The 22,128-nt window shown below is 70.1% G+C and carries 15 protein-coding genes; 3 read left to right on the top strand and 12 right to left on the bottom strand.

Translation table 11 applies throughout. From position 1 onward, the window contains the following. Positions 1-91: 91 nt before the first annotated feature. The 6 genes from HD593_RS24570 to HD593_RS24545 form a co-directional block, all read right to left on the bottom strand. Positions 92-1,057 (bottom strand): alpha/beta hydrolase, encoded by a 966-nt coding sequence (locus HD593_RS24570; protein WP_185104464.1) that lies wholly within the window; start codon positions 1,055-1,057, stop codon positions 92-94. 164 nt (positions 1,058-1,221) lie between these two features. Then, positions 1,222-5,007 carry a S8 family peptidase gene (locus tag HD593_RS24565; RefSeq protein ID WP_185104463.1) on the bottom strand — a complete coding sequence of 1,262 codons (3,786 nt, stop codon included), beginning with the start codon at positions 5,005-5,007 and terminating at the stop codon, positions 1,222-1,224. A 247-nt stretch (positions 5,008-5,254) separates the two neighbouring features. Continuing rightward, positions 5,255-7,510, bottom strand: a complete 2,256-nt coding sequence (locus tag HD593_RS24560; protein ID WP_185104462.1) for an XRE family transcriptional regulator — start codon at positions 7,508-7,510, stop codon at positions 5,255-5,257. A 482-nt stretch (positions 7,511-7,992) separates the two neighbouring features. Continuing rightward, positions 7,993-8,640, bottom strand: a complete 648-nt coding sequence (locus HD593_RS24555; protein ID WP_185104461.1) for a sigma factor-like helix-turn-helix DNA-binding protein — start codon at positions 8,638-8,640, stop codon at positions 7,993-7,995. Beyond that, complete coding sequence (locus HD593_RS24550; RefSeq protein ID WP_185104460.1) at positions 8,618-9,328, bottom strand: alpha/beta fold hydrolase; 711 nt, start codon at positions 9,326-9,328, stop codon at positions 8,618-8,620. Before HD593_RS24550 ends, HD593_RS24555 begins: the two co-directional genes overlap by 23 nt. 6 nt (positions 9,329-9,334) lie before the next feature. Then, positions 9,335-9,505, bottom strand: a complete 171-nt coding sequence (locus HD593_RS24545; RefSeq protein WP_185104459.1) for a hypothetical protein — start codon at positions 9,503-9,505, stop codon at positions 9,335-9,337. Between the two features lie 477 nt (positions 9,506-9,982). On the opposite strand from HD593_RS24545, the gene HD593_RS24540 reads away from it, so the two are divergent. Beyond that, positions 9,983-10,663, top strand: coding sequence for a Rossmann-fold NAD(P)-binding domain-containing protein (locus HD593_RS24540; protein WP_185104458.1), 681 nt, complete (start codon positions 9,983-9,985; stop codon positions 10,661-10,663). On the opposite strand, the gene HD593_RS24535 is transcribed toward HD593_RS24540, so the two are convergent. Beyond that, on the bottom strand, positions 10,587-12,467 hold the full coding sequence (locus HD593_RS24535) for an AfsR/SARP family transcriptional regulator (protein ID WP_185104457.1): 1,881 nt from the start codon (positions 12,465-12,467) through the stop codon (positions 10,587-10,589). The two genes, HD593_RS24540 and HD593_RS24535, sit on opposite strands and share 77 nt — an antisense overlap. A gap of 711 nt (positions 12,468-13,178) precedes the next feature. Here HD593_RS24535 and istA point away from each other — a divergent pair. Next, positions 13,179-14,840 (top strand): IS21 family transposase, encoded by a 1,662-nt coding sequence (istA, locus tag HD593_RS24530; RefSeq protein ID WP_185104456.1) that lies wholly within the window; start codon positions 13,179-13,181, stop codon positions 14,838-14,840. 2 nt (positions 14,841-14,842) lie between these two features. Then, on the top strand, positions 14,843-15,685 hold the full coding sequence (istB, locus tag HD593_RS24525; protein WP_185104455.1) for an IS21-like element helper ATPase IstB: 843 nt from the start codon (positions 14,843-14,845) through the stop codon (positions 15,683-15,685). A 534-nt stretch (positions 15,686-16,219) separates the two neighbouring features. Here the strand turns inward: istB and HD593_RS24520 are convergent. From HD593_RS24520 to HD593_RS64470, 5 genes are all read right to left on the bottom strand, one after another. Beyond that, the gene (locus HD593_RS24520; protein WP_185104454.1) at positions 16,220-16,648 is read right to left on the bottom strand and encodes a hypothetical protein; all 429 of its coding nucleotides are present in this window, start codon (positions 16,646-16,648) and stop codon (positions 16,220-16,222) included. Between the two features lie 269 nt (positions 16,649-16,917). After that, positions 16,918-17,049 (bottom strand): hypothetical protein, encoded by a 132-nt coding sequence (locus HD593_RS63560; RefSeq protein ID WP_262496186.1) that lies wholly within the window; start codon positions 17,047-17,049, stop codon positions 16,918-16,920. Between the two features lie 26 nt (positions 17,050-17,075). Beyond that, complete coding sequence (locus HD593_RS24515; protein WP_185104453.1) at positions 17,076-17,561, bottom strand: phospholipase A2; 486 nt, start codon at positions 17,559-17,561, stop codon at positions 17,076-17,078. Between the two features lie 417 nt (positions 17,562-17,978). Continuing rightward, positions 17,979-19,184 (bottom strand): MFS transporter, encoded by a 1,206-nt coding sequence (locus tag HD593_RS24510; protein WP_246546705.1) that lies wholly within the window; start codon positions 19,182-19,184, stop codon positions 17,979-17,981. A gap of 38 nt (positions 19,185-19,222) precedes the next feature. After that, positions 19,223-21,958 carry a helix-turn-helix transcriptional regulator gene (locus HD593_RS64470; protein ID WP_185104451.1) on the bottom strand — a complete coding sequence of 912 codons (2,736 nt, stop codon included), beginning with the start codon at positions 21,956-21,958 and terminating at the stop codon, positions 19,223-19,225. Positions 21,959-22,128 lie beyond the last annotated feature (170 nt).

Here is a 22,128-nt window from a genome sequence, read left to right as displayed (position 1 = left end):
GTCATCTGCCATCCCGCCAGTCACCACAGCCGATGAGCACGCCGACCACGCCACCGACGTCCTCATCCGGCGTGGCCAGACGTCATCGCCTTCAGGGGCCGAAGGCGGAGCGGAGCATGGCGGCCGCCTGCGCCGTCGCCGCGCGGCCCGCGCACGTGTCGCTCAGCTCGTTCAGCGTCATGAAGCCGTGGATGATGCCGTCGTACCTCACGGTGGTGACCGGGACGCCGGCGGCACGCAGCTTCGCGGCGTAGGCTTCGCCTTCATCGCGCAGGAGGTCGGCCTCGCCGACGACGACGAAGGCGGGCGGGAGGCCGGTGAGCTCCGCCGGGGAGGCGCGCAGCGGCGAGGCGGTGATCTCTCGCCGCCGCTCGGCGTCCGGCAGGTAGGCGTCCCAGAACCGCGCCATCGCCCGGGCGGTGAGGAGATAGTCCGTCGCGAAGTCACGGTAGGAGCCGGTGTCCATGGCGGCGTCGGTGACCGGGTAGTACAGGGACTGGTGCACGAAGCGGACATCGCCCCGCTGTTTCGCCATCAGCGTCAGCGCCGCCGCCATGTTGCCGCCGGACGAGTCTCCCGCCACCGAGACGCGGTCCGGATCGAGGCCGTACGCGGTGCCCTCCCGGCCGATCCACTGCGCGACCGCGTACCCCTGCTCGATCGCCACCGGGTAGCGCGCCTCGGGCGCGTTGGTGTACTCGACGAACGCGACCGCGGCGCCGGCGCCGACCGCGAGTTCGCGGACCAGCCGATCGTGCGTGAACGCGTTGCCGAGCATCCAACCGCCGCCGTGCATGTAGAGCACCACCGGCAGCGGGGCAGCGTTCCCTCGCGGCCGGACGACGCGCACCGAGACGTTCCCCACGGAGGCGGACACCATGACCCACTTCTCATCCACCGGCAGCAGATCCACCGGGCCGGACTGCAGACCGTCAAGGGCGGTGCGTGCCTTGGCTGGTTCCATCTCGTGCAGGGACGGCATCCGTCGCAAGGCGCGGTCCAGGAATCGCTGGCAGGCGGGCTCCAGCACGACTCCGGTGGTGGCCGGGGCTGTCATGTCTTCTCCGATGTGAGTGTTGCGGACAAATAGATGATCATCTTTGTGGGATGGTGCATCGGTGGCGCTACGAGCGAGCCGACCTTGTGGATGGCCGGCGCGCCGCGCTGCCCGAGCGCGCCGGGAACGAGTGGCCTCACCACAGCTGGACGGTCACGCACGGGCTAGGTCAGGCCGTACGCCCGCTCGATGGTCTGCGTGGCCGAGCCGCCTGCCTGGTCCGAGGCGGTGACCCGCAGGGAGACGTAGCCGCTGGTGTCCGCCAGGGCCGGATGCTTCACCTCGACGCGGTAACGACCATCGCCGCGGCTGATGACCCGCCTGGCCGGCTGCCAGGTCACACCGTCGTCCACTGAATACTCCACCGCAACCCGCTTCACCTCGGGTGCTCTGCGCAGCGTGGAGTGCGCGCCGGCGCGCAGCTCGAAGGTGAAGCGCTTGCCGGACGCGGCCCGGTTCAGCAGGTCGAGTGGCAGGTCGTAGGCGAACTGGAGCGCCGGTTGGAACGCGCACAACGTCCCGGAGGAGCAGGTGTAGCCGCGTGGCGTCCCGGCGGGTGGTGTGGAGGCGAACGACGTGGTCGTGGTCACTCTCCTCGGCAGGGTGCGGCCAGTCGTGTCCGTCGACTCCAGCCGGTACGTTCCCGCTTTCCCGGGGACCGTGAAGTAGCGGGGGCGATAGCCCTGAATCGTGCCCGCTTGCTGGTCGTCGACGAACAGTTTCGGCGCCGACGTCACCGGGTTCGGATCGCTGTAATGGCGTGAGTCGGAGTCGCGCCATTGCTCTCCGGGTACGAACCGGTCCCCGTCGCGGCACAACCCGCACGGCAGCGCGACCGGGTACCCGGGGGGCACGTCGGCGGCTCCCGGCACCAGCGGCGCCTTGAACCACCGGTCGGTCATGCGCCGGTCGCGCCGAGTGAACAGGTTGTCGGTCTTCAGGGTCAGCGACTCGTTCGTGATTTCCCGGGTCCAGACCACGTCGCCAGTGGCCGGACCGTAGTACTCGGTGCGGTGTTGCGAACGGATGGGTTGGTTGTGGATGCTCACCAGCACGACGGGCTCAACGGTGTTCGTCAAGATGTTCGCCCGCATCTGGGCGTTCGCCTTGTCGGCGTGGTAGGTGGCGTCCACCCGTACGAGGTCCTTCATCTTGACCTTCGGCGGGCGCGTCGGCATCTGACCGGGTGAGTCGTAGCGCAGGTTGTAGACCACGTCCGGGCCCGTGTACGGCTCCAGCCGCAGCGACAGTGGTCCCTGGCCGAGCGCGGCGCGCACGGCCCGGCCCTCGGCGGCGCTCAAGCCGAGCCGTAGGGACGGCCCGTCGGGGACGCGGGCCCGACCTCCGTCCATGTCGAGGTAGCCGAGGATGCCCACGGCACCGCGGCGCGCCGCCTCGGCTCCGACCACGTCCATGGCTTCGGCCGCGGTCGCATACGGCCGCTCGAGGTTCTCGACCGGAACCCCGGTCAGCACGATCTTGCCCGTCACGTCCACTCCGTCGAAGTCCTCGGCCCGTCCCCGGCCCACGGACACAATGGGGTGAGTGGTGTTCGTGGTGAGCGCGCGCATGGAGTCCGGGGTGTACACGGGATGCAGTGTCAGGCCGCCGGCTACGACCTTGGACAGGACGGGCGGCTCCATGGCCCATTGGTGCGCCAGGCGGCTCGTACCCGTTCTCGGGGGTGTTACCGGCGTGACGTACAGGTCGTAGCCGCCCGACACGGACCAGTACATGCTGAAGCCAGTGGGATGGTCGTCGGGGTCGTTCACATCGGGGTTGTGCTGATAGCGCACGGTGCCTGCGCCGTCGGCCGGTTTCGGCAAATCCGGTCTGACCCTGACCGTTTCGCGGGCGTCCAGGGTGACTGTCTCGTCCCCGTCGACGTCGATGGTTTTGATCACCAGGGTTTCGCGGTTGGCGAGCCGTCGCTCGTAGAGGGAGCCGAACAGCTCGTATTCGCCCGCCGGCAGGCGGAACTCGCCGTTGCCCGCGTAATCGGTGCTCAGGGAGGAGAACCTGTAGGAGGTGAACGGGTCTTCCGGGCTCGCTGGCAGTTTCACCGGAAACACGGTCACCGCGGGCCGCTGGTGGGCGTACCGGCTGTAGAACTCCTTGGTCCCGTAGGAGTTGATGAGCGACACCTTGACGCTGTGCTTGACCGCTTCGGCGTAGTAGCTGAACGGCGTCACCACGCGTGTCTCGCCGGCCTGCGCCGTCACCCAGCCGCCGTACACACCCCTCGCGCCGGCCTGCAGGTGCACGGCGAGGTCCACGGTGGCGGTGCCGTTCGCGGGCACCGTGACACTGTCCGCTCCCAGCCTGACCGCGCCGTCGGGGGCAGGGTTACCGCTCCAGCCTCGGGTGAGGAGGGAGAGCGCGAGGGTGACGGGCTCGGTGCCGAGGTTGCGGTAGGTGATCTGCCGTGTGGCCGGCCCGTCCAGCTTGCGGAAGTCGACGGAGGAGGTGGCGAACACTGTCTGGGTGACCGCGCGGGCCACGTCCACCCGGCCGCTGCCCTGGTCGAACCAGTTGAGTGCGTCGCCGCGCGCGGCGGTCGAGGTCAGCGCGTCGCGCAGTTCGGCCGCCCGCCACTCGGGATGCTGCTGGGCCAGGATGGCCGCGGCCCCTGCCACGTGCGGGGAGGCCATCGACGTGCCGCTCGCCATCAGGTACCTGTCGTTCCCCGGGATGCCGGGTCTCGGGGAGCCCGCGGCGCGGGCGGCCACGATGTCCACGCCCGGCGCGACGATGTTCGGCTTGACCGCCGCGTCGCCCAGGCGAGGGCCCCGGCTGGAGAAATCCCCCAGCTCCGTGCCCGTGACCTTGTCCACCCCGCCCACGGCCAGCGCCTCGTCCGCCGCCGCCGGGGAGTTCACGGCGAGCGCCTTGTAGTCGTTGCCCGCCGCCGCCACGAACAGGGTCCCGTGCTTCTTCGTCAGCGCGTTCACGGCCTGGCTCATCGGGTCGGTGCCGTCGCCGCAGCACCAGCCGAGGCTCAGGTTCACCACATCGGCTCCCTGCTCGGCGGCCCACTGCATGCCCGCGATGGTCCACGACGAGTTGCCGTTGTCCTCGTCGTCGAACACCTTGCCGACCAGCAGCGTGGCGGCCGGGGCCACGCCCTGGTGGGTCTCGCCCGCACCGGCGATCGTCGAGGCGACGTGCGTGCCGTGCCCGTCCTTGTCCTCGATGCCGGGGGCCGTGCCGAAGTTCGCCATGGCCTCGATGCGGCCGGCGAAGTCCGGATGGTGCACGTCGATGCCGCCGTCGAGAACGGCGACCTTGACGCCCTTGCCGTCGTACCCGAGCTCCCAGGCCTTCGGCGCGCCGATCAGCGGCACACTCCTGTCGAGCAGAGCGTGCGTCTTACGGTCGAGCCAGACCTTGGCCAGGCCGCTCGCCGAACGCTGGGCGGAAGGCCGGTCTGTACGCAGGCCCGCCCAGAACGCCGCCGCCTGTCCCGTGTCCACGCTCATCGCGGCGCCGTTGATGCTGTCGAGCACGCGGACGTTCTCGCTGGCCGGCAGGGCGTCCGCAGACCTGGACAGCGTGGCGGGGGCCGGATCGCCGGCATAGGTGATCAGCAGCGGGATGGCCTCGGTGCGCTGGTCGCGGGCCAGCGTCTCGACGTCGAACAGCTCCTCATCCAGAGTGCCGGCGGCCACCATGCCGGCGGCATCGGAGGGCATCACCAGGTAGCCGCCATCCTTGCTGGGCAGCGTGGCGAACGTGACATCGCCCCCGTCCGGCCTGGGGGCCGGACGGACGGCGATGGAGGGCATGCCACCCCCCTTGCCGGGGGCGTAGTCGACGACGTCACCGGTGATGAGAGTGAGGGTGGCCGGGCCAGGAGCGGGCTGGGTGTCCACCCGCTCGGCCACGACCTCCGGGGACGGTTCAGAGGCCGCCCGGGCGGGCGGTGAGGCGACGCCGGCGGCAGCGAGCACGAGAACCAGGCTGCTCAAGGCCGCGGTGAGCAAGGACGGTAGAGGGGGCACTGCCCATCCTTCCGGTCAGAGTGAAATGTCGTTCGGGAGCGCTCCCGCCCACTGGCCCGTCGTAACGGAGGGTCAGGTACGCGACCGGCACCGGGGGCCGCAGCTGGCTTCCGCCGCGGAAGCCATGCAACCAGCGCCACCAGGGCCGGGACCATGCAGGAATAACGCAGAACTGATCCGCGTGCGTGAGGGGTGCTCAGTCGCCGAGGGCCGCGAGCTGCGCCTTCGCCTCGTCCATCGTCCGGGAGCTGGTCACCACGTCGTCCTGCAGCAGTTCGATCCCGGCGGTCAGATGCTCGCGAGCCTCGTCGGCCGCGCCCAGCGCGGCATGCGCCCTGCCCAGCACCAGCCGCAGATGGCCGATGTACCAGACCCTGCCCATCTCGGTGGACGCGGCCAGGGCCGGAGTCGCCTCGTCGATCGCCTCCTGCCAGCGCTGCGCGTCGGCCAGCGTCCTGGCCAGGCCCAGCTGGACGGCCGCTCGGGTCGCTTGCGCCATCCCGGGCGGGACCGGCCGCCCATCGATCTCCCGCAGCACGGTCCTGAACTCCCGCAGGGCCTCGTCGACTCTGCCGAGACTGGAGAGCGTCAGCCCTGCTCCCACGAAACTCTGCAGGTAGGTGATGTGAGCACCGGCGGTGCCGGCCAGCTCCCGCGCCCGGGAGTACGCCCACAGAGCCTGGTCGAGGTTCCCGGCGACCCGCCAGACCTCGGCCGCGCTCCATATCGCCTCGGCCTGCTCCTTCACGGCGCCCAGGCTTTCCGCGAGCTGGTAGGCCTCCATCGCCAGCGCCGCGCTCTCCTCAAGCCGTCCCACACCGAGCACCGCCCAGGCATAGTAGTTGAGGTGCCGGAGCTCTCCCAGGCGGTCAGGCAGCCGGGCGGCGGCGGCCCTCGACAGCGCGAAGACCTCCTCCCAGTGACCACTCCAGTGATCCATCGTGCCCGCGAACCAGTAGATCGCCTCGCCGAGTCCGGCCACCTGCTTGTGCCGGCCGGCGGCGGCAGCCAGCCTCAGCGCGGCCAGCCAGCTGTCCCTCTCTGCCTGCAACCAGGCGTGCGCCTCCTCGAGCGAGGCGATCGGGACCAGCCCCTTGCCATCGGCCGGCGGCTCGCCGGCTTCGGGTTCGAACCATCGCCCGGCCATGGTCGCGGTCTCCAGCAGCCAGTCCGTCATCGCCTGCTCGGCCGCCGCCCTGGCCGCCGCCGTCTCCTCGTCGCGCAGCCGCTGCGTGGCGAAGAGCCGGATCAGGTCATGGAACCTGTAGCGGTCGGCCCCTTCGTGCTGCAGCAGGCCCAGCTCCACCAGCCGGTCGAGCTCATCCTCCGTCGTGAACAGCTCCATCTGAGTGAGCACCGCGGCGATCGGCGCCGCGAAATCCACCGAAGGTACATGTGCGAGCCGCCGGAACAACGTCTTGGCCCGTGACGACAGCACCGCGTACGACAGCGCGAACGCCGCCTCCACCCCCACATCGCCCACGGACAACTGCGCCAGCCGCCGGTCCTCGTCCGACAGCCGCTCCGCCAGGTTCTTCATGGTCCAGCCCGGCCGGCTGGCCAGCCGGGTGCCCGCGATGCGTAGCGCCAGCGGCAGGTGCCCGCACAACCGTGCGACCTCATCGACCTCGCCGGCCTGCGCGCGGGCGGAGCCGTCCCGTACGATCTCCCGCAGCAGCTCGGCCGACTCCAGCGGCGACAGCGGCGCCAGTGCGATCCGCGACACCGTCTCCAGCCCGGCCAGCGTGCGCCGGCTCGTCACGATGGCCATCCCGGCGCCCGGCCCCGGCAGCAGCGGCCGTACCTGGGCCTCGTCGGCGGCATTGTCCAGCACCAGCAGGCACCGCCGCTCGGCCAGCAGCGCCCGCAACTGGCTGGCCCGCTCCAGCTCCTCCTCCGCGATCGCGCCCGGTTTGACCCCCAGCGCCCGCAGCAGCCGATCCAGCGCCTCCGCCGCCGCCATCGGCTCCGCGTCGGTGCCCCGCAGATCCACGTAGAACTGCCCGGCGGGAAACACCTCACGCAACTGCTCGGCCGCCCGCACCGCGCACGCCGTCTTGCCCACCCCCGCCTGGCCGTGCACCACCACCACGGGCGCCGGCCCGTCCCCGGACGCCTCCCGCCCCCGGCGCAGCAGCAGCTCCAGTTCCGGCACCCGGCCGACGAAGTCACCCAGGCCGCGCGGCAGCTCGTACAACCGCGGCCGCCCCACCCGGTTGTCCGACCGTTCGGCGCGCGCCAGCTCGACCAGCTCCGCACGATCGGCGTCGCCCAGCTCCAGCGCGTCGGCCAGCGCCTCCAGCGTCCGCTCCTGTGGCGCCCTGCTGCGGCCCCGCTCCATGTCGCTGATGGCGCGCCCGCTCACCATGGACGCCTCCGACAACGCCTCGATCGTCAGGCCGGCCGACTGCCGCAAGGCTCGCAACTGCTGCCCAAAAGATCCATTCGACATTCGTGCCTCCATAACGCAGTGACCCTGCGGACCCTAAGAGCTACTGACGGTGATCGGCTACGGGAACCTGCGCACCGGGAAGGCGTTGACCTGCTGACCTGGCCAACGCACCCCACGGTGATGACATCACAGTTTTACCGTGGAATAGACGTATTTGAGGCATCGACATCGGGACAGGCACGAAGCCACCAGAGGGCTCGTAAGATCCCATTCGGGATACGGGACCCATACGCGTCGACCAGACCGCCGCCCGCGCTGGCACCCCTGGACTTCATCGCCATGGCTGACTCTGCGCCTCGCCAAATTGCGGCCGGTGTCACCGCGCATGAGCTAACGGAACAGCTCTGCGCGTACAGGGACGGCCTGAGCGCCCGGGCCGTCGTCGAGGACGCGCGGCGGCGCGGCCTGCGGGCGCGGGCGTTCTCGCTCGAGCCCGCTGACCTGGCGCGAGTGCCATGTTCATTCTCCTTGGAGCAGGCCGGTCAGCTCGTTCGGGCGAAAGCCGCGAGCGCCGCGAGATCTCCACGGCGGGCGGCGTCGAGGAACACCGCGAGCAGACGGGACTTTTCCACCGGCGACACGGGACGGTCGGGGCCAGACACCAGCCGCGCTCGGGCACGGCGGAGCACCTGGCGCGTGTGCGGCTCGGTGAGTCCGAGTAGCTCACCGACGTTCCGGTAGGGCAGGGCGAATGCCTCGCGCAGCAGGTAGGCCACGCGTTCGCGCGGGCCGAGCCGGACTACCAGCACAGCCATCGCCGCTCGGAGCTCATCGATGTCTTCGGCGATCTGGGCCGGGTCTGCGGCCAGCTGCGCAGGATAATCCACTGTCAGCCCGGCCGGTATCTGGTGCCGGGCGTACGCGCTTTGCGTTCGCGTGATCGACAGGCGTTGCGTGGTGCAGGCGAGAAAGGCACGTGCGTTGCGGACGACCGTGCGGTCGGTGCCGTTCCATCGCAGCCAGGTGTCTTGGACGACGTCCTCGGCGTCAGTGGTTGCGACGATTCGGCGGGCGATCTGCAGGAGCATGACGCGGGCTTCGAGGAAGTCGGCGAGGGCGTCGGGCCGATCCGGGGCGGCGACGCTGGCGGCTCTGGCCCCTTGGTCGCTAGATGTGGGCAGCCGCTTCACGGATCACCTCGGAGACCGGGCCTGGCTGCGAGACCGCGACGGCGTGCGAGGCGCCGTCGATCTCCCGTAGCTCCCGTGCCCTCGCGCGCTGGGCCATGTACCGCGACGCCGCGGCTGGGATGTTGCGGTCGGCGCCACCCCAGACGAACCAGCTGGGGATGGTGCGCCAGGCGGCGGTCGGGGCGTCCAGGGCGTCACCGAGGGCCCGGTCGGTGATCGGCCGTTGGGTGGCGGCCATCAGAGCGGCGGCGTCCGGGTCCACATCGGCGGCGAACTGATGGGCGAACCTCGCCGGTTCGATGGATTGGTCGGTGCTGCCGTCGGCAAGCGGCGTGCTGGTGAGCGCGCTGCCGAGAGTGCTGCCCGGGAACGTGAGTGAGAGCTGCGCCGCGCTCTCCCCGGGCTCGGGAGCGAAGCCGGCCACGTAGACCAGGGCCTTGACGGCGGGGGTGCCTGTGGCCGCCTGGGTGATGACCATCCCGCCGTAGGAGTGGCCGACGAGCATGACCGGCCGGGCCAGGCCGGCGATGGCGTCACGCAGGTAACTGGCGTCGCCGGCGAGGCTGCGCAGCGGGTTGGCGACGGCCAGCACGGGCAGGCCGTACTGGGTGAGGCGTTCGATGACGCCGTTCCAGCCGGCCGACTCCGCGAACGCGCCGTGTACCAGGACGATCAGTGGTACAGCCATGGCCGGTCAGCCTTTCTGCAGGTTCGCGATGTCGGCCTGGCCCGATGAGGGGTACAGCACCGGCGCGGATTGGACGACGACCGCGGCGCCGACGCCCCCTGAGATTTCCGGGGCTGGGCGGTCGTGGGTGCCGGCGTTGCCGAGCACCGCTGCGGGCTTCGGGACTACCTTCCACATGAGATGCCTCCTGCGCTGTGAACAAGCTGATCAGCACAGTAGGAGGCCGTAGTGCACGCTCAGTTCACATCGAGTGTGTGCTGCAGACCACACCGGCCGGCTCATGTCACACGGCCTCGCCTTGTCATGAACCGGCCTGCTGTGCGGTCAACGTGGTGGCGCATCAGCGAAGGAGCTCCGACACCGTCGCTGCCGCCACCGCGAAGGGGCCCACCCCTCCCAGCCCTGAACTGGCGGAGATTCCGGCCACGGCAACGAGCGCGTCAACGCTGATTCCTCCTCCGCCCCGAGGTGGAGGGCGCCGGATAGGTTCTGTGGGCGCTCGGAGATCGTCAACACGCGGCTGGACGCCGCCAACAGGTGAGCCGAGGCGATGGCAGGCGGCTCCCCTGTCCTCCATGTCGCCTCGCCCTACCCCGGGATCAACCCGCCAACGATGACGAGGTGATCTCCCCAGCGCGGGAGGGAGCGCAGCGCGTGCTGCCGGCGGCACGCTACGGAGGCCTCCGGCGGGTGGCGCTGGCTTCCTCGTTCGCCCCGGTCGGCTACAGCCCCAAACCCCTCCGGGAGTTTGACCAGGCCGACTGGACCGACCCGGCCGGCGACAACACCGCCTACATCCGGTCCAAGGCCATCGCCGAGCGGGCGGCCTCGTACTTCATCGCCGTTGAGGGGTGTGGCCTGGAACTGGCCGGCATCAATCCCATCGGCATCTTCGGCCTCGTGCTCGGTCCGCGTCTGTCCTCCTCGATCGCCATGGTCAAGGCGATGCCCGAAGGCGCCGTGGCGGTCGTTTCCCGATGCACTTCGGTGTGGCGGACGTCCACGAGGTCACCGATCTGCATCTACGCGATGACCCATCCCGCCCCAAGCGGCGAGCGCTTCCTGGCCGGCAGCACCGAGCCGATCAGCTTCCGCGGCTGGGCCGAAAACCCCTCCTGGACACCACCAAGGCCCGTACGGTTCTCGGCCGGCCTCCCCGCGGCCCGGCCACGACCATCGTCGATACCGCCGAGGGCCTGTTCGCGCTGGGGCTTGGTGGCCATCCGGAGCAGGCCGGGTCATAGCGGCACGGGGCTGTTCAACGGTTGCCGTCGAAGTCGAGCAGCCGGGTCCTTGCCTGATGCCGTTCCGCCTCGGTGTCGAGCTCCTCGCTGAGCTGATGGGCGTAGGCGCGGAGCAGGTCGTGCATCCGGCTCCGGCCACCGCGTACCTGGATCAGCATGTGCGTGGCGAGCTCGGCCAGCCGGCTCCCGGCGCTGCGTGACTCGGTCCCGGCCAGAGCGGCGGCTGCCTCGGCGCTCACCTCCGGGCCCGGGTGCAATGCCAGCAGCCGGAAGAGGCGGGCGGCCGGCGGGGTCAGCGCGTGGTAGGACCAGGAGAACGCCGCTGGCAGTGCGGCGAACCCGTCCAGGCTGTCGCGTGCGCTCAGCAGTTCGCCCGCTATTTCGGCGAGCGTCACGGTCGGCTGTGTGACCGCGCGCGCTGCGGTCAACGCGATGGCCAGCGGCAGCCGCCCGCACCGCTCGATGATCTCCTCGGCGGCCTGTGGTTCGGCGGCGACTCGGCCGGCGCCCAGCCGGTGTGCCAGGAGCTCGCGCGCCTCGTGCGCCGATGGCAGATCGACGGGCAGCGGGTGCGCTCCGCCTGCGGTGATCAGGCTGGTCATGCGGACCCGGCTGGTTACGATCGCGAGGCTGCCGGGTGTGCCGGGCAGCACGTGACGGATCTGCTCGAAATCGCCGCAGTTGTCCAGCAGGAGCAGCACCCGCCGCCCGGACATCCTGCTGCGGAACAGGCCGGCCAGGGCATGCAGCTGGGTCGGCAGGTCCTCCTGAGGCAGACCGAGGGAGGTGAGGAAGCCGCGAAGCACCTCGTCGGCGCTCAGCACGGGCCCGTCCGCGGAGAATCCGCGCAAGTCCGCGTAGAGCTGCCCGTCAGGGTAGGCGTGGGCGAGCCGGTGCGCGAGCCGGATCGCGAGGGTGGTCTTGCCCACGCCGGGCATCCCGTCGACGGCCAGTGCCACGGTCGGCCGGCCGTGCCGGCGGTCCTCCTCGATCAGCCGCTCGGCGCGGCCCAGCAGGTCTGACCGGCCGGTGAAGAAGGGGTGATCCGGCGGAAGCTGAGCCGGGGCGGCGGCCGATGCCCCAGCCCGCGGGGCGAGGCGCTGGCGCAGCAACCGCTCGTGCGTCTCGAGCAGCTCAGGCCCCGGGTCGATGCCGAGCTCGTCGCCGAGCCTGCGGCGTACCTGCTGGTAGATCTCCAGTGCCTCGGCCTGCCGGCCGGTGGCGGCCAGCGCGAGGATGAGCCGGGCCTGGAGGGCTTCGTCCAGCGGGCTGTGCTCCACGGCCTGCCGGAGCGCGGGCAGCAGCAGCCGTTCCAGGCCGGCGCGCAGGGCGGTGTCCGCCGCGTCCCGTACGATCTGGGCGCGCTCGGCCTCGATGGCGACGAAGACCGGGAGGTTCTGCGAGAGCGGCTCCAGGCCCGCGGCGCAGGGGCCCTGCCACAAGGAGAGGGCCTCGGCGTAGCGCCGCACGGCCTGCTCCGGATCGTCGCAGCGGCGCGCGGCCGCGGCCAGAGCTCGGAAGCGAAGCAGGTCGAGGGAGTCCTCCGCGACGCGCAGCTGGTATCCCGCCGCATGCCGGATCAGATGTGAGCCGACACTACGGACTGGCAGACCCGGCTCGATCAGCCGGCGTAGCGTCCCGATGTAGCGGTGGACCACGTTGACCGCGCTGGCCGGCGGCTCCTGCTCCCAGATGGTGTCCACCATCTCGGCCAGGCCGACCACCGTTCCCGCCCGGGCCAGCAGCAGTGCCAGGACCAGCCGCTGCTGTCGGCCGCCCAGCCGCAGGTCGCCGTCGCCCCGGCGGGCCCGCACCGGTCCGAGGATGCTGAACCGGGTGGCCGCCGTCATCGTGCGGGCCGCCGGCGCACGCCGTTCCTCCATCAGGCTCGACATGACAACTTCCTCCGGTCCCATGCGTCCTCGTGTCCCCTTCAGCTTGTCCGCGCCGCCCGGCCGAATCATGAGTACGACGACGTACGCGCGACCTTTCAGCAAGGCCTACGACGCGACTCGGGTGTGGAGGCTGTACGCCATCGGCCGGGTCCTGACCTGCTCGTCGATCACGCGAACCGGCTGGCGCGAGCCAGTGCCGATCCATCCCGGCGGACGCGGGCGCCGCTCCGGGTTCTGTCACGGAAACGGGTCGCGGCGTGGTCGACAGGGCATGAGTGACATCGCCTTCCCTGGGACGAACGACGGCGGGCCGCCCGGCGCGGTGCGGTGCGGCGCGGCGCGGTGCGGCGCGCGAGGGCGCGGCTGCGCGCCGACGCGGGCGGCCTCACTCTTCGAGGGGTTCTCGCCAAGCGAGGCCTGGCTGGTCCGCGTCTTTCTCGGGTTCGAGGCGGTGTTCACCGCCGTACCGATGGGCGTTGGCCTCCGACACCGAGACAGGTCGTGACATCGGATCGCCGCGGATCGTTCCCCACCGGCCGCACCGCGCGGGCCCGGCTTGCCCGTGTGGCCATGTAGGTGAGGGCGGGTACCAGATGTCGGTCAGGTGAGGCTCCACCCATCTGAGCAGGAAAATGGTGTCGGTGAGTTTTGGTACCACGAATGTCCGGCTGCTGAGACGATCGGGGTGCTCCGCATAGCGAGGGGGCACCGATGGCCAACAAGGGGAAGGCCGAACTGTTCGCGGCGATCCGTCGGGACGCCCGGCTGGAAGGCATGTCGGCGCGGGCGCTGGCCCGCAAGTACGGCGTGCATCGGCGGACGGTGGCTCAGGCGCTGGCCTCGCCCTGGCCGCCGGAGCGGAAGAAGCCGCCACCGCGCCGGTCGCGGCTGGATCCCTACAAGCCGGTCATCGATGCGATGCTGCGGGCTGATCTGGACGCGCCGCGCAAGCAGCGGCACACCGTGGTCCGCATCTGGAATCGGCTGGTGGAGGAGCACCAGGCGGTGGAGGTCTCCTACCCGATGGTCCGCGATTACGTGCGGCAGCGGCGGGCGGAGATCCGGATGGAGGAAGGCCGCGGACCGGTGCCCGGCTTCATCGAGCAGTCCCACCGTCCGGGAGCTGAGGCCGAGGTGGATTTCGGCGATGTGTGGATCCGGCTGGCCGGCACGCTGACCCGCTGCTACCTGTTCTCCTTCCGCCTGTCGTGGTCGGGCAAGGCTGTGCATCGGATGTTCCTGACCTGCTCGCAGGAGGCGTTCTTCGAGGGCCACGTCCACGCTCTCACCCTGCTGGGTGGCGTGCCGTACGGCAAGGTGCGCTATGACAACCTGCGGCCCGCGGTGGCCAAGGTGCTCGGCTTCAACCGCTCGCGGGTGGAGAACGAACGCTGGGTCATCTTCCGCTCCTTCTACTGGATCGAGCCGTTCTACTGCCGCCGAGGCAAGGAGGGCGCGCACGAAAAGGGCGGCGTGGAGGGTCAGATTGGCTACTTCCGTCGCAACCATTTGGTGCCCGTCCCTGATGTGGCCACCATCGATGAGCTCAACGCCATGATCGACCGGTGGGACGTGGAGGACGAGACGCGGCGGATCCGCTCCCGGCCCCAGAGCATCGGTGAGCGGTTCGCGATCGAAGCCCCGTTGCTGCGGCCGCTGCCGACCGAACGGTTCGAGACGGGACGGCTGTTCACCCCGCGGGTGGACCGCTACAGCGTGATCGTGGTGCGCACCAACCGCTACTCGGTGCCCGCCCGGCTGATCGGGCAAGCGGTGCGAGTGATGCTGCACGCCTCACACCTGGTGGTCTACCACAAGGGGCAGGAGGTGGCCCGGCACGAACGGCTGATCGCCAAGGGCGGCTCGCGGCTGGAGCTGGACCACTACCTGGAGATCCTGCTGAAGAAGCCCGGCGCCCTGCCCGGCTCCACCGCGTTGGAGCAGGCGCGCCGCTCGGGCAAGTTCACCCGTGAGTACGAGGCGTGGTGGGCCGCTGCCCGCCGGGCGCACGGCGAGGCCGAGGGCACCCGCACGCTGATCGAGGCGCTGCTGTTGCACCGCCACATGGCTCACGAGCATGTGGCGGCGGGGATCGCCGCGGCGCTGCGGGTGGGCGCGTGGACCGCGGACGCCGTCGCTTTGGAGGCCCGTAAAGTCGCCCAGCTCGGCTCCGAGCCCGGCTCGCCGCCGCCCGCACGCTCGCCGGCGCTGGCCTGGCTGGATGAACCGGGGGTGGTGTCGTTGACCGAACGCCGCATGTCCGCGCTGCCACCCGACACCCGGGGGCTGCCCTCGGTGACCGTCTACGACCAGCTGCTGCGCCGACCCGCGGCAGGCAGCCCTTCGCCCTCCGGTGAGGAAGGAAGGCCCTGACCATGACCGTTCCCCGTCATCGCGGTCTGACCGAGCAGGCCGCCGACGCCGTCGTGGACCAGGCCTGCAAGATGCTGCGCCTGCCCACCATCCGGCAGAGCTACGCCGAGACCGCCCAGCGGGCCACCCGCGAGCAGATGTCCTACCTGGGTTTCCTGGCCGACCTGCTCCTGGCCGACCTGCTCCTGGCCGACCTGCTGCTGGCCGACCTGCTGCTGGCCGAATTCGACGACCGCGCCCGCCGTCGCTCCGAACGCCGCATCAAGGCCGCGGGCTTTCCGAGGCAGAAATCGCTGCGCGAGTTCGACTTCGAGGCCAACCCCAATATCGACCCCGCGATGATCCATAGCCTGGCCACCAGCGACTGGGTCCGCGAGGGCCTTCCGCTGTGTCTGATCGGCGACTCGGGCACCGGCAAGTCGCACCTGCTCATCGCGCTGGGCACCGAAGCGGCCATGGCCGGGCACCGGGTCGAGTACACCCTGGCCGCCAAGCTGGTCAACGAGCTGGTCGAGGCCGCCGATGAGAAGATGCTCACCAAGACCATCGCCCGCTACAGCCGGGTCCAGCTGCTCTGCCTTGACGAACTGGGCTACATGGAGTTGGACCGGCGGGATGCCGACCTGCTTCTCCAAGTGATCACCGAACGGGACGAGCGGGCTTCCATCGCGATCGCCTCAAATGAGTCGTTTTCGGGATGGACCAAGACATTTACCGACCCGCGGTTGTGCGCGGCGATCGTCGATCGGCTCACCTACGGCGGCAACATCATCGAGACCGGAACCGTGTCCTACCGCCATACCCAGACCCAGGCCGTCAAGTCTGCCCAGCAGGCTCCCAGCTGACCTCCGGCGCGCTCTTCCCGATAGCCGCCAAATCCGTCGGCCGCAGGAGCAGGTCAAGGTGGAGCGCCCGCAGCGCAGCGAGGACGACCGACCTTGACCTGCGACGAGGACCGACCATCATTCCGGCGGCGGGAAGCACGCACGGCCAAAGGCCCCGAGCTCCGGGGCTATCTGCCGGGATCTCCAGCGCTGTATGACCGTGGGACGGCCGTGTTGATCGGCTCGGATTGTCAGGCTGAACTCCAAGGGCCCAGCAGACATGCGTCAAGAAACTCGGATGCGGACTCTATTCTGACGCTATTCGCCTGCGGCGTTGGATGCGGGTTGGGGTCTACCCTTGCCGGACAGGCCACGAGCGAGGGGCATTTGCAGGGCGGCGGCCGATGACGCTGTCTGGGCTGGCGGGGGCTGCTTGATCGGCACCGAGGCCTCCGACCACTTCCCCATCGCGGCCGACCTCGAACTCCCCCACCCCTCGCCCTGACCGCTCGGCGCCCGTCGTCTCTCGCGACAGCGGGCGCCGAGCGGTCCGGATCAGATGACGCCGCTCTGCCCGACGCAGCTCGTGACACCCGTCCTACCGGCCAGCTTCACGAAGACCCGATGCGCCATAGGCCGCGTCGCCGGGAGGTCCTTGTGGCCGGTATTGCCGGTGATCACGACTGACTTGAACGCGACGTCCGGAAGGCCGCCCCGGTCCTGGACGAGGCTGACCTTGACGTTGGTGGGGCCGCCAGAGGCCGTCCAGAAGACCTTGCGGAAGCGGTGCGCACCCAACCCGTTGACATAGGTGACGGTCACCTTCAGCTTGTAGGACCCCTTCGAACAGGTCGCGACGAGGGCCAAGTCTGCCGACGTGGTCACCGACGCCGCCGGCGCGGACGCCGAGGCCGACGCAGGCGCGCCCATCATGGCCACGGCCCCCATGGCCCCGACGACGACCGCGTTACGCATGATCTTCATATCTGGTTCCCTCCGTTGATTTCCCGTCGAGGTGAGACCATACGGAGACGCGGTATAGCGGAGGTATGTCCCAATCAGACCACTCGGAGCGCGCTAGTGGGACGCTAGGTTTTCCACGACCAAGCAGCCGACGACCAAAGTCCGCACGGCTGCTGGCCGAACCGCACTGTGTCCAAGGGATCTGTCGCCCTGACTCAACCCTTGATCCATGCTCCTTCTCCGCGGGCACCAGAACCCGCCCGACAGAAGGAGCATCATGAAGAAGCTGCTCAAGACCGCGGTGCGATCATGTGGGCGATGGAGATCGCCTCGTCACCGGTGTTCACCTGGCCGATGTGCTCGTTGATGATTTTGCCGCCCGGCACCGGGATGCGGGTCGGGGCCTCGATCTTTCTCACCACGGAGCTCAGTCTGCCATGTGGCCCTCCTACGTGGCTGCCCTGACCGCGCCGTAGAACGCCGCCGCGGCCACCCGGCAGGACGCCTTCTTCGTGCCGGAGAACTTCACACACACGTTGCCCATGTCGAAGAGGAACGCGTCGTCGACGGGCTTCTTGTAGGTGTTACGCCACTTGCTGGAGCTCACCAGCGCCTTGACGTTGCGGTAGCCGAAGTCGTGACGATCGCAGGGAATCTTGAAGACGCCCTTCCAGTATTCAGAGTTTCCAATCTCCTTGGGCACCGAGCAGCCGTCGGTGTTCCAGTTGAACTTGTACTCCTTGACCTGCGGGGTGTCCTTGTTGATTTTGAACCGGGCCCACGCGTTGTAGCTGGCCTTGGTGTTCTTCGTCAGGGTCAGCGCCATCGCCAGGCGCTGCGCCTTGGTCTTGTCGAGCGCGGTCGCCTGTGCGGGAGCGGCCAGCATGGCACCCGCCGCCAGGACGGCGGCGGACAGGGCCAGTGCCTTTTTCATGGTGACTCTTTTCTCTGGGGAGGAACAGCAGGAAAAGAGTCGCAGCACCGCGTCGGGGGCGCACCAAAACATAGCGCCGCGGACCCGGGAACATACCCCGGGCATACCCGGGGCGTGTCACATCGGGCGGGTCTGGCCCGTCCACCTTGTCCCCCGCTTCGTACGGCGGGGACGTGAACGGTCTTGAACGCACCGTCTCCCTGCGCGCCACCGCAGATCGCAGTCATGGACCCGTTGACCAGCTCAGGGGGAGATTCGTTTCCCGTCCGACAACCCTGCCGCTGCTCGCGCCAGCACGAACCCGGCCAACCAGACTGGTACCAAAACTCGCCTTCAGATCATGGGCGGTCGATCACCAAGTGGAGCCAAAGAGGCCGACGCTTGGTCCCCGAACTCACCGACGAAATCACCCGTGGATCAGCGCACCGGCTCTACGTCCGGCGAGCGCAACATGCGGCCGGTGGACACAGCCAGCAGCGCGGCGGCGGCCAGCAGCGCGGGGAGCAGGAGAAAGGCCCGGTGCGGGCCGAACAGGTCGGCGAGCCCTCCGAGAGCCACGGGCGCCACGGCGAAGGCGAGGGAGTTGGCGTAGTTCGCGACGGCGGCCGCCCGGTCGGCGGCGCCGGGTGCCGCCGACATGGCCAGCGACAGGACGAGCGGGAAATGCATGGCGTTGCCGAGCCCGATGACCAGCAGCCCGGCGCCGGCGAGCCACCCGACGGTCGAGGTCCAGAACACGACGAAGCCGGTCGCCGACAGGGCGAAGGCGCTCAGTACCAGCGGCACGGTGGAAACGCGTGCGGCGATCGCGCTGCCCACCACCCGGCCGATCAGCTTGCCGAACACCATGGCCGAGATCAGCGTGGTGGCGGTGGCCGCGGACACACCGGCATGGGTGCGCAGGACCGAGGCGGACCAGAACGCCACGCATGCCTCGATGGCGCCGACCACGACCAGCAGCAGCCAGGCCAGCCAGTAGGGGCGGGGCAGTCTCGGCCGGGAGGCTCGCTGGCCACGCGCGGAGTCGTCACTGTCCGGCAGCCGGGCGCCGGTCACCGCCGCAACCACCGCGACCAGGCCGATCAGCAGCAGGATCAGGACCAGGCCGATCCGCCAGCTGCCCCATTGCCTCGCGGTGAACCCGGTGGCCAGGGGGGCGAGCAGGCCGACCGCGATGGACACCGCGTACGCTTCGCTGATCGCGGCGGACGCGACCTTGCCGTGCCTCTCGCTGATGACGGCCGCCACACCGCTGGCGACGAGAGTGCCGCCGAGCGCGCCGAGCAGTGCGGCCGTGAGTGTCGCGCCGAACGGACGCAGCAGGCACAACAAGGTGACGGCGACAGCGAGGCCGCCGAGACCCAGCCAGGTCGTCCGGCCCCGGCCCAGCCGGCGGACGAGCGGCGTGAAGAGCAGACCGCCGAGCACACCGCCGACGGCCATCGCGGTGCCGTGGAGTCCGGCCACCGCGGCAGAGGTACCCTGTTCGTCGCGAAGGAGAGGAATGAGCGGGCTGAAGCCGTAGAGAAAGAATCCCCATCCGCCGAGCTGGGCATAGGCGAGGATGGTGACACGATCACGTTTTACCTGAGACACAGGGGACGAATATAGGAAATAGGGCATATCCGCAATAGGTCCCGCCTGCCCGGGTGTTGATCATTTCAGCCGTCTTGCTGATCCGGTTCGTTGCCGACCTGGTCACCGAGCACCGCCACCAGCTGGAAACGGTTGGCGACGCCGAGGCGCGGATAGATCCGGTACAGGTACGTGCCGACCGTGCGGTGGGAGATGAACATGCGCTGGCCGATCTCCCGGTTACTGAGGCCGCGCGCGGCCAGCACCGCGATCTGCATCTCCCGTGGCGACAGCGAGTCGACCGGATTCCGGAGCCGGTCGGCCTTGGTCTCGCCGGTCGCCCGAAGCTGGCTGCCGGCGACCTCCGCCCAGTACCGGGCGCCGAGCCGGTCGAAGCCGTCGCGGGCCTGACGCAACGGTTCGCGGGCATCGACGTATCGGCGCTGCTTGCGCAGCCAGCGGCCGTGATGCAGCTGCAACCGGGCACGCGACAACGGCCAGCCGGAGGGCAGCGCGGCCATCGCGCCGGCGTACCGCTCCTCCGCCTCGTCGTCGGGCGCGAGCACCGCGTCGGTGTAGGCGAGCGCGTTGATCATCATTTCCGACGGCAGGCGGTTCGCCAGCTCCGGCAGGTCGGCGAGCACCTTGCGGGCTTCGTCCTCGGCGCCCGCCGCGACCGCGGCGTCGGCCAGGTCGGGGGCGACCGTCCACTGCATGAGGGAGTGGTGGTGCGGATCGGCGGGGTCGAAGATCTGGGCGAGCAGCCGGAACGCCTCCTCAGGCCGGCCGTCGATCAACGCCAGCAAGCCATCGGTCTGCTGCGCGATCACCGTGGCGAACCGCATGCCGGGCAGCACCCCGCTGCCACGCAGTTCCTCGTTCATGCCGGCCGCGATGCCGGCCTCCCCGCGCAGCGCCGCGATCAGCCCGGCGGTTGCCCGGCCGCCCAGGTAGGCGAACGGCTGCGCCGTCTCCCTGGCCAGCACACACGCCTCTTCGCTCTCCACCCTGGCCCGCTCCAGCTCACCGAGCCAGACCCGTGGCCACGCGGCGGCCAGGGCCCGGGTGAGCAGCCCCAGCCGGCCCTGGCGCCGCCAGATCTGCGCCGCCTGGCCCGAATACACCGAACAGCGGGTGAAGTCGCCGAGCGCCCGCGCGGTGCTGCCGAGAAAGTACAGGCTCCACCCGTCCGTCGACTCGGCCGCCGCGCCGTCAAGCCGGGCCAGCACGTCGGCGCCCCACCGGAACGGCTCGGCGTGCGCCCGCACCGCCAGCGTCTCGGCGGCGTCCGGGTCGGGATCCCACCGATCGAGCTCGGCCGTCGTGGCCGCGCGGGCGGACACTTCTCCGTCCTGGAAGAAGCAACGGACCGCCGCCCGCCACAGCAGGATCCCCCCGACTTTCGGCGCGCCGCCGGCGTACGCCTCGGCAGCGACCCCGACCAGGTCGTGGACCCGCTGGTTGCGGTCCTGCGGCTCGAAGAACCCGACCAGCTCGTCGGCGTTCATCAGGCGACCGCGTTCCACCGGGCCGAGCATGCCGACGTCGACGCTCGCCAGCAGGGCACGAGCCGGGTCGGGGTCGCTCAGCTCGGTAGCCAGCTCCGCCGCTCGAATCAGCATTCCGGTACGCCGCTGCGGATCGTGGACCAGCCGGGCCGCCTGCCGTAGCGCCGGCAGGGCACCGGTCACATTGCCATGCGCCTGCGCTGCCTCCGCGAAATGTTCCAGCCGGGTGGCCAATTCCTCGTCCGGGCCGAGTGTGGCCGCAGCCTCATGGGCCAGTTTGCGGTCCGGGCTGCTCAGCGCCGAGGCCAGGGCACCGTGCACCGCCAACCGGTCGGCGATCGGCGCCCGTGTGTAGATGGCCGAGCGCATCAGGGGGTGCCCGAAGCGGGTGACGCCGTCGGCAAGGGACACCAGCCCCGCATCGGTCGCCTCCTGCAGTGCCGCCACCGTGGGCGCTGCGCCGGTCAGGTCGCCGGCCACGTCCAGCAGGAGGCGCAGCGGCGCGTCCGGCTCTGCTGCCAGCGCGAGCAGGAACATCCGGCACACCGGCGTCACCCCGCCGGTCCGCGCCGCGAACGCCGCCTCCAGCCGCTGGGTCAGTGGTAACTCGTTGGGCTGCACCGGCAAGGCCTTCACCGCCTTGGGCAACTCGACGAGGGCAAGCGGATTGCCCGCGGCGCGATCAAGGATCAGCGTGCGTACGTGCGGACTCAGCCGTGGTGCGACGGTGTCGAGCAACGCCTGGGCGGATGGTTCGCCCAGCGGGCCCAATGTCAGCTGGGGATGAATCTCGACGGGCGGGGCCCCGCCCGGGCCGGTCCGGGCCGCGAGCAACACCAGGATCGGCTGATCACCGACTCGCCGCGCCACGAAGGCCAGCACCTCTCTGCTGGGCAGATCCATCCATTGCAGATCGTCGGCAACCACCAGCAGCGGCCGGCGATCGGCCGCGTCGGCGAGCAATTCGAGAATCGCGAGGGCCACCTGGTAGGTGCCCGGCGCATCCTGCTCACCACTGAACGCCGCACGCACCGCATCGCGGTGTGTGTCGGCCAGGTCATCGAGCTCCCGCCTCAGCGGCTGGATGAACTGGTGCAGGGCGGCGAAGGGAAACCATAGCTCGGTTTCCACCCCCATGGCCGACAAGACGGTGAAACCTCGGTCTCGCGCCTCGTCCTGTGCGGCGCGCATCAACGCCGACTTGCCAACACCGGCGGCGCCGTGGACCAGCAGTGCCCCGCCGTGCCCGGCTCCGGTGGCGTCCAGCAATTGGCGGATCGTGCCCTGTTCGGGCTCCCTGCCGATGAGGTCCACGGTGGGAGGCTTTGTCACAGATGCTATTGTGCCAGCTCAAGCCGGGCACCCCGAGAGGCACACGACGCCCGGATACCGACAGCTGTGGCGGTTACCCCACCCCCTCGAAATTGGTCGTTCCACCATCCATGAGGTGCCGTCCAGCGCTGAGCAGTGGCTCTGCCGCCCGA

The sequence above is a fragment of the Nonomuraea rubra genome, assembly GCF_014207985.1.
Taxonomy (GTDB): Bacteria; Actinomycetota; Actinomycetes; order Streptosporangiales; family Streptosporangiaceae; genus Nonomuraea; species Nonomuraea rubra.
The sequence above is the reverse complement of the archived record's forward strand: the minus strand, read 5'-3'. Positions and strand labels throughout refer to the sequence as shown.

Coding starts and splice junctions, on each gene's coding strand:
- HD593_RS24570 (WP_185104464.1), bottom strand. CDS start 1,057: ATGACAGCCCCGGCCACCACCGGAGTCGTGCTGGAGCCCGCCTGCCAG.
- HD593_RS24560 (WP_185104462.1), bottom strand. CDS start 7,510: ATGTCGAATGGATCTTTTGGGCAGCAGTTGCGAGCCTTGCGGCAGTCG.
- HD593_RS24550 (WP_185104460.1), bottom strand. CDS start 9,328: ATGGCTGTACCACTGATCGTCCTGGTACACGGCGCGTTCGCGGAGTCG.
- HD593_RS24545 (WP_185104459.1), bottom strand. CDS start 9,505: ATGTGGAAGGTAGTCCCGAAGCCCGCAGCGGTGCTCGGCAACGCCGGC.
- HD593_RS24535 (WP_185104457.1), bottom strand. CDS start 12,467: ATGTCGAGCCTGATGGAGGAACGGCGTGCGCCGGCGGCCCGCACGATG.
- istA (WP_185104456.1), top strand. CDS start 13,179: ATGGCCAACAAGGGGAAGGCCGAACTGTTCGCGGCGATCCGTCGGGAC.
- istB (WP_185104455.1), top strand. CDS start 14,843: ATGACCGTTCCCCGTCATCGCGGTCTGACCGAGCAGGCCGCCGACGCC.
- HD593_RS24520 (WP_185104454.1), bottom strand. CDS start 16,648: ATGAAGATCATGCGTAACGCGGTCGTCGTCGGGGCCATGGGGGCCGTG.
- HD593_RS24515 (WP_185104453.1), bottom strand. CDS start 17,561: ATGAAAAAGGCACTGGCCCTGTCCGCCGCCGTCCTGGCGGCGGGTGCC.
- HD593_RS24510 (WP_246546705.1), bottom strand. CDS start 19,184: ATGCCCTATTTCCTATATTCGTCCCCTGTGTCTCAGGTAAAACGTGAT.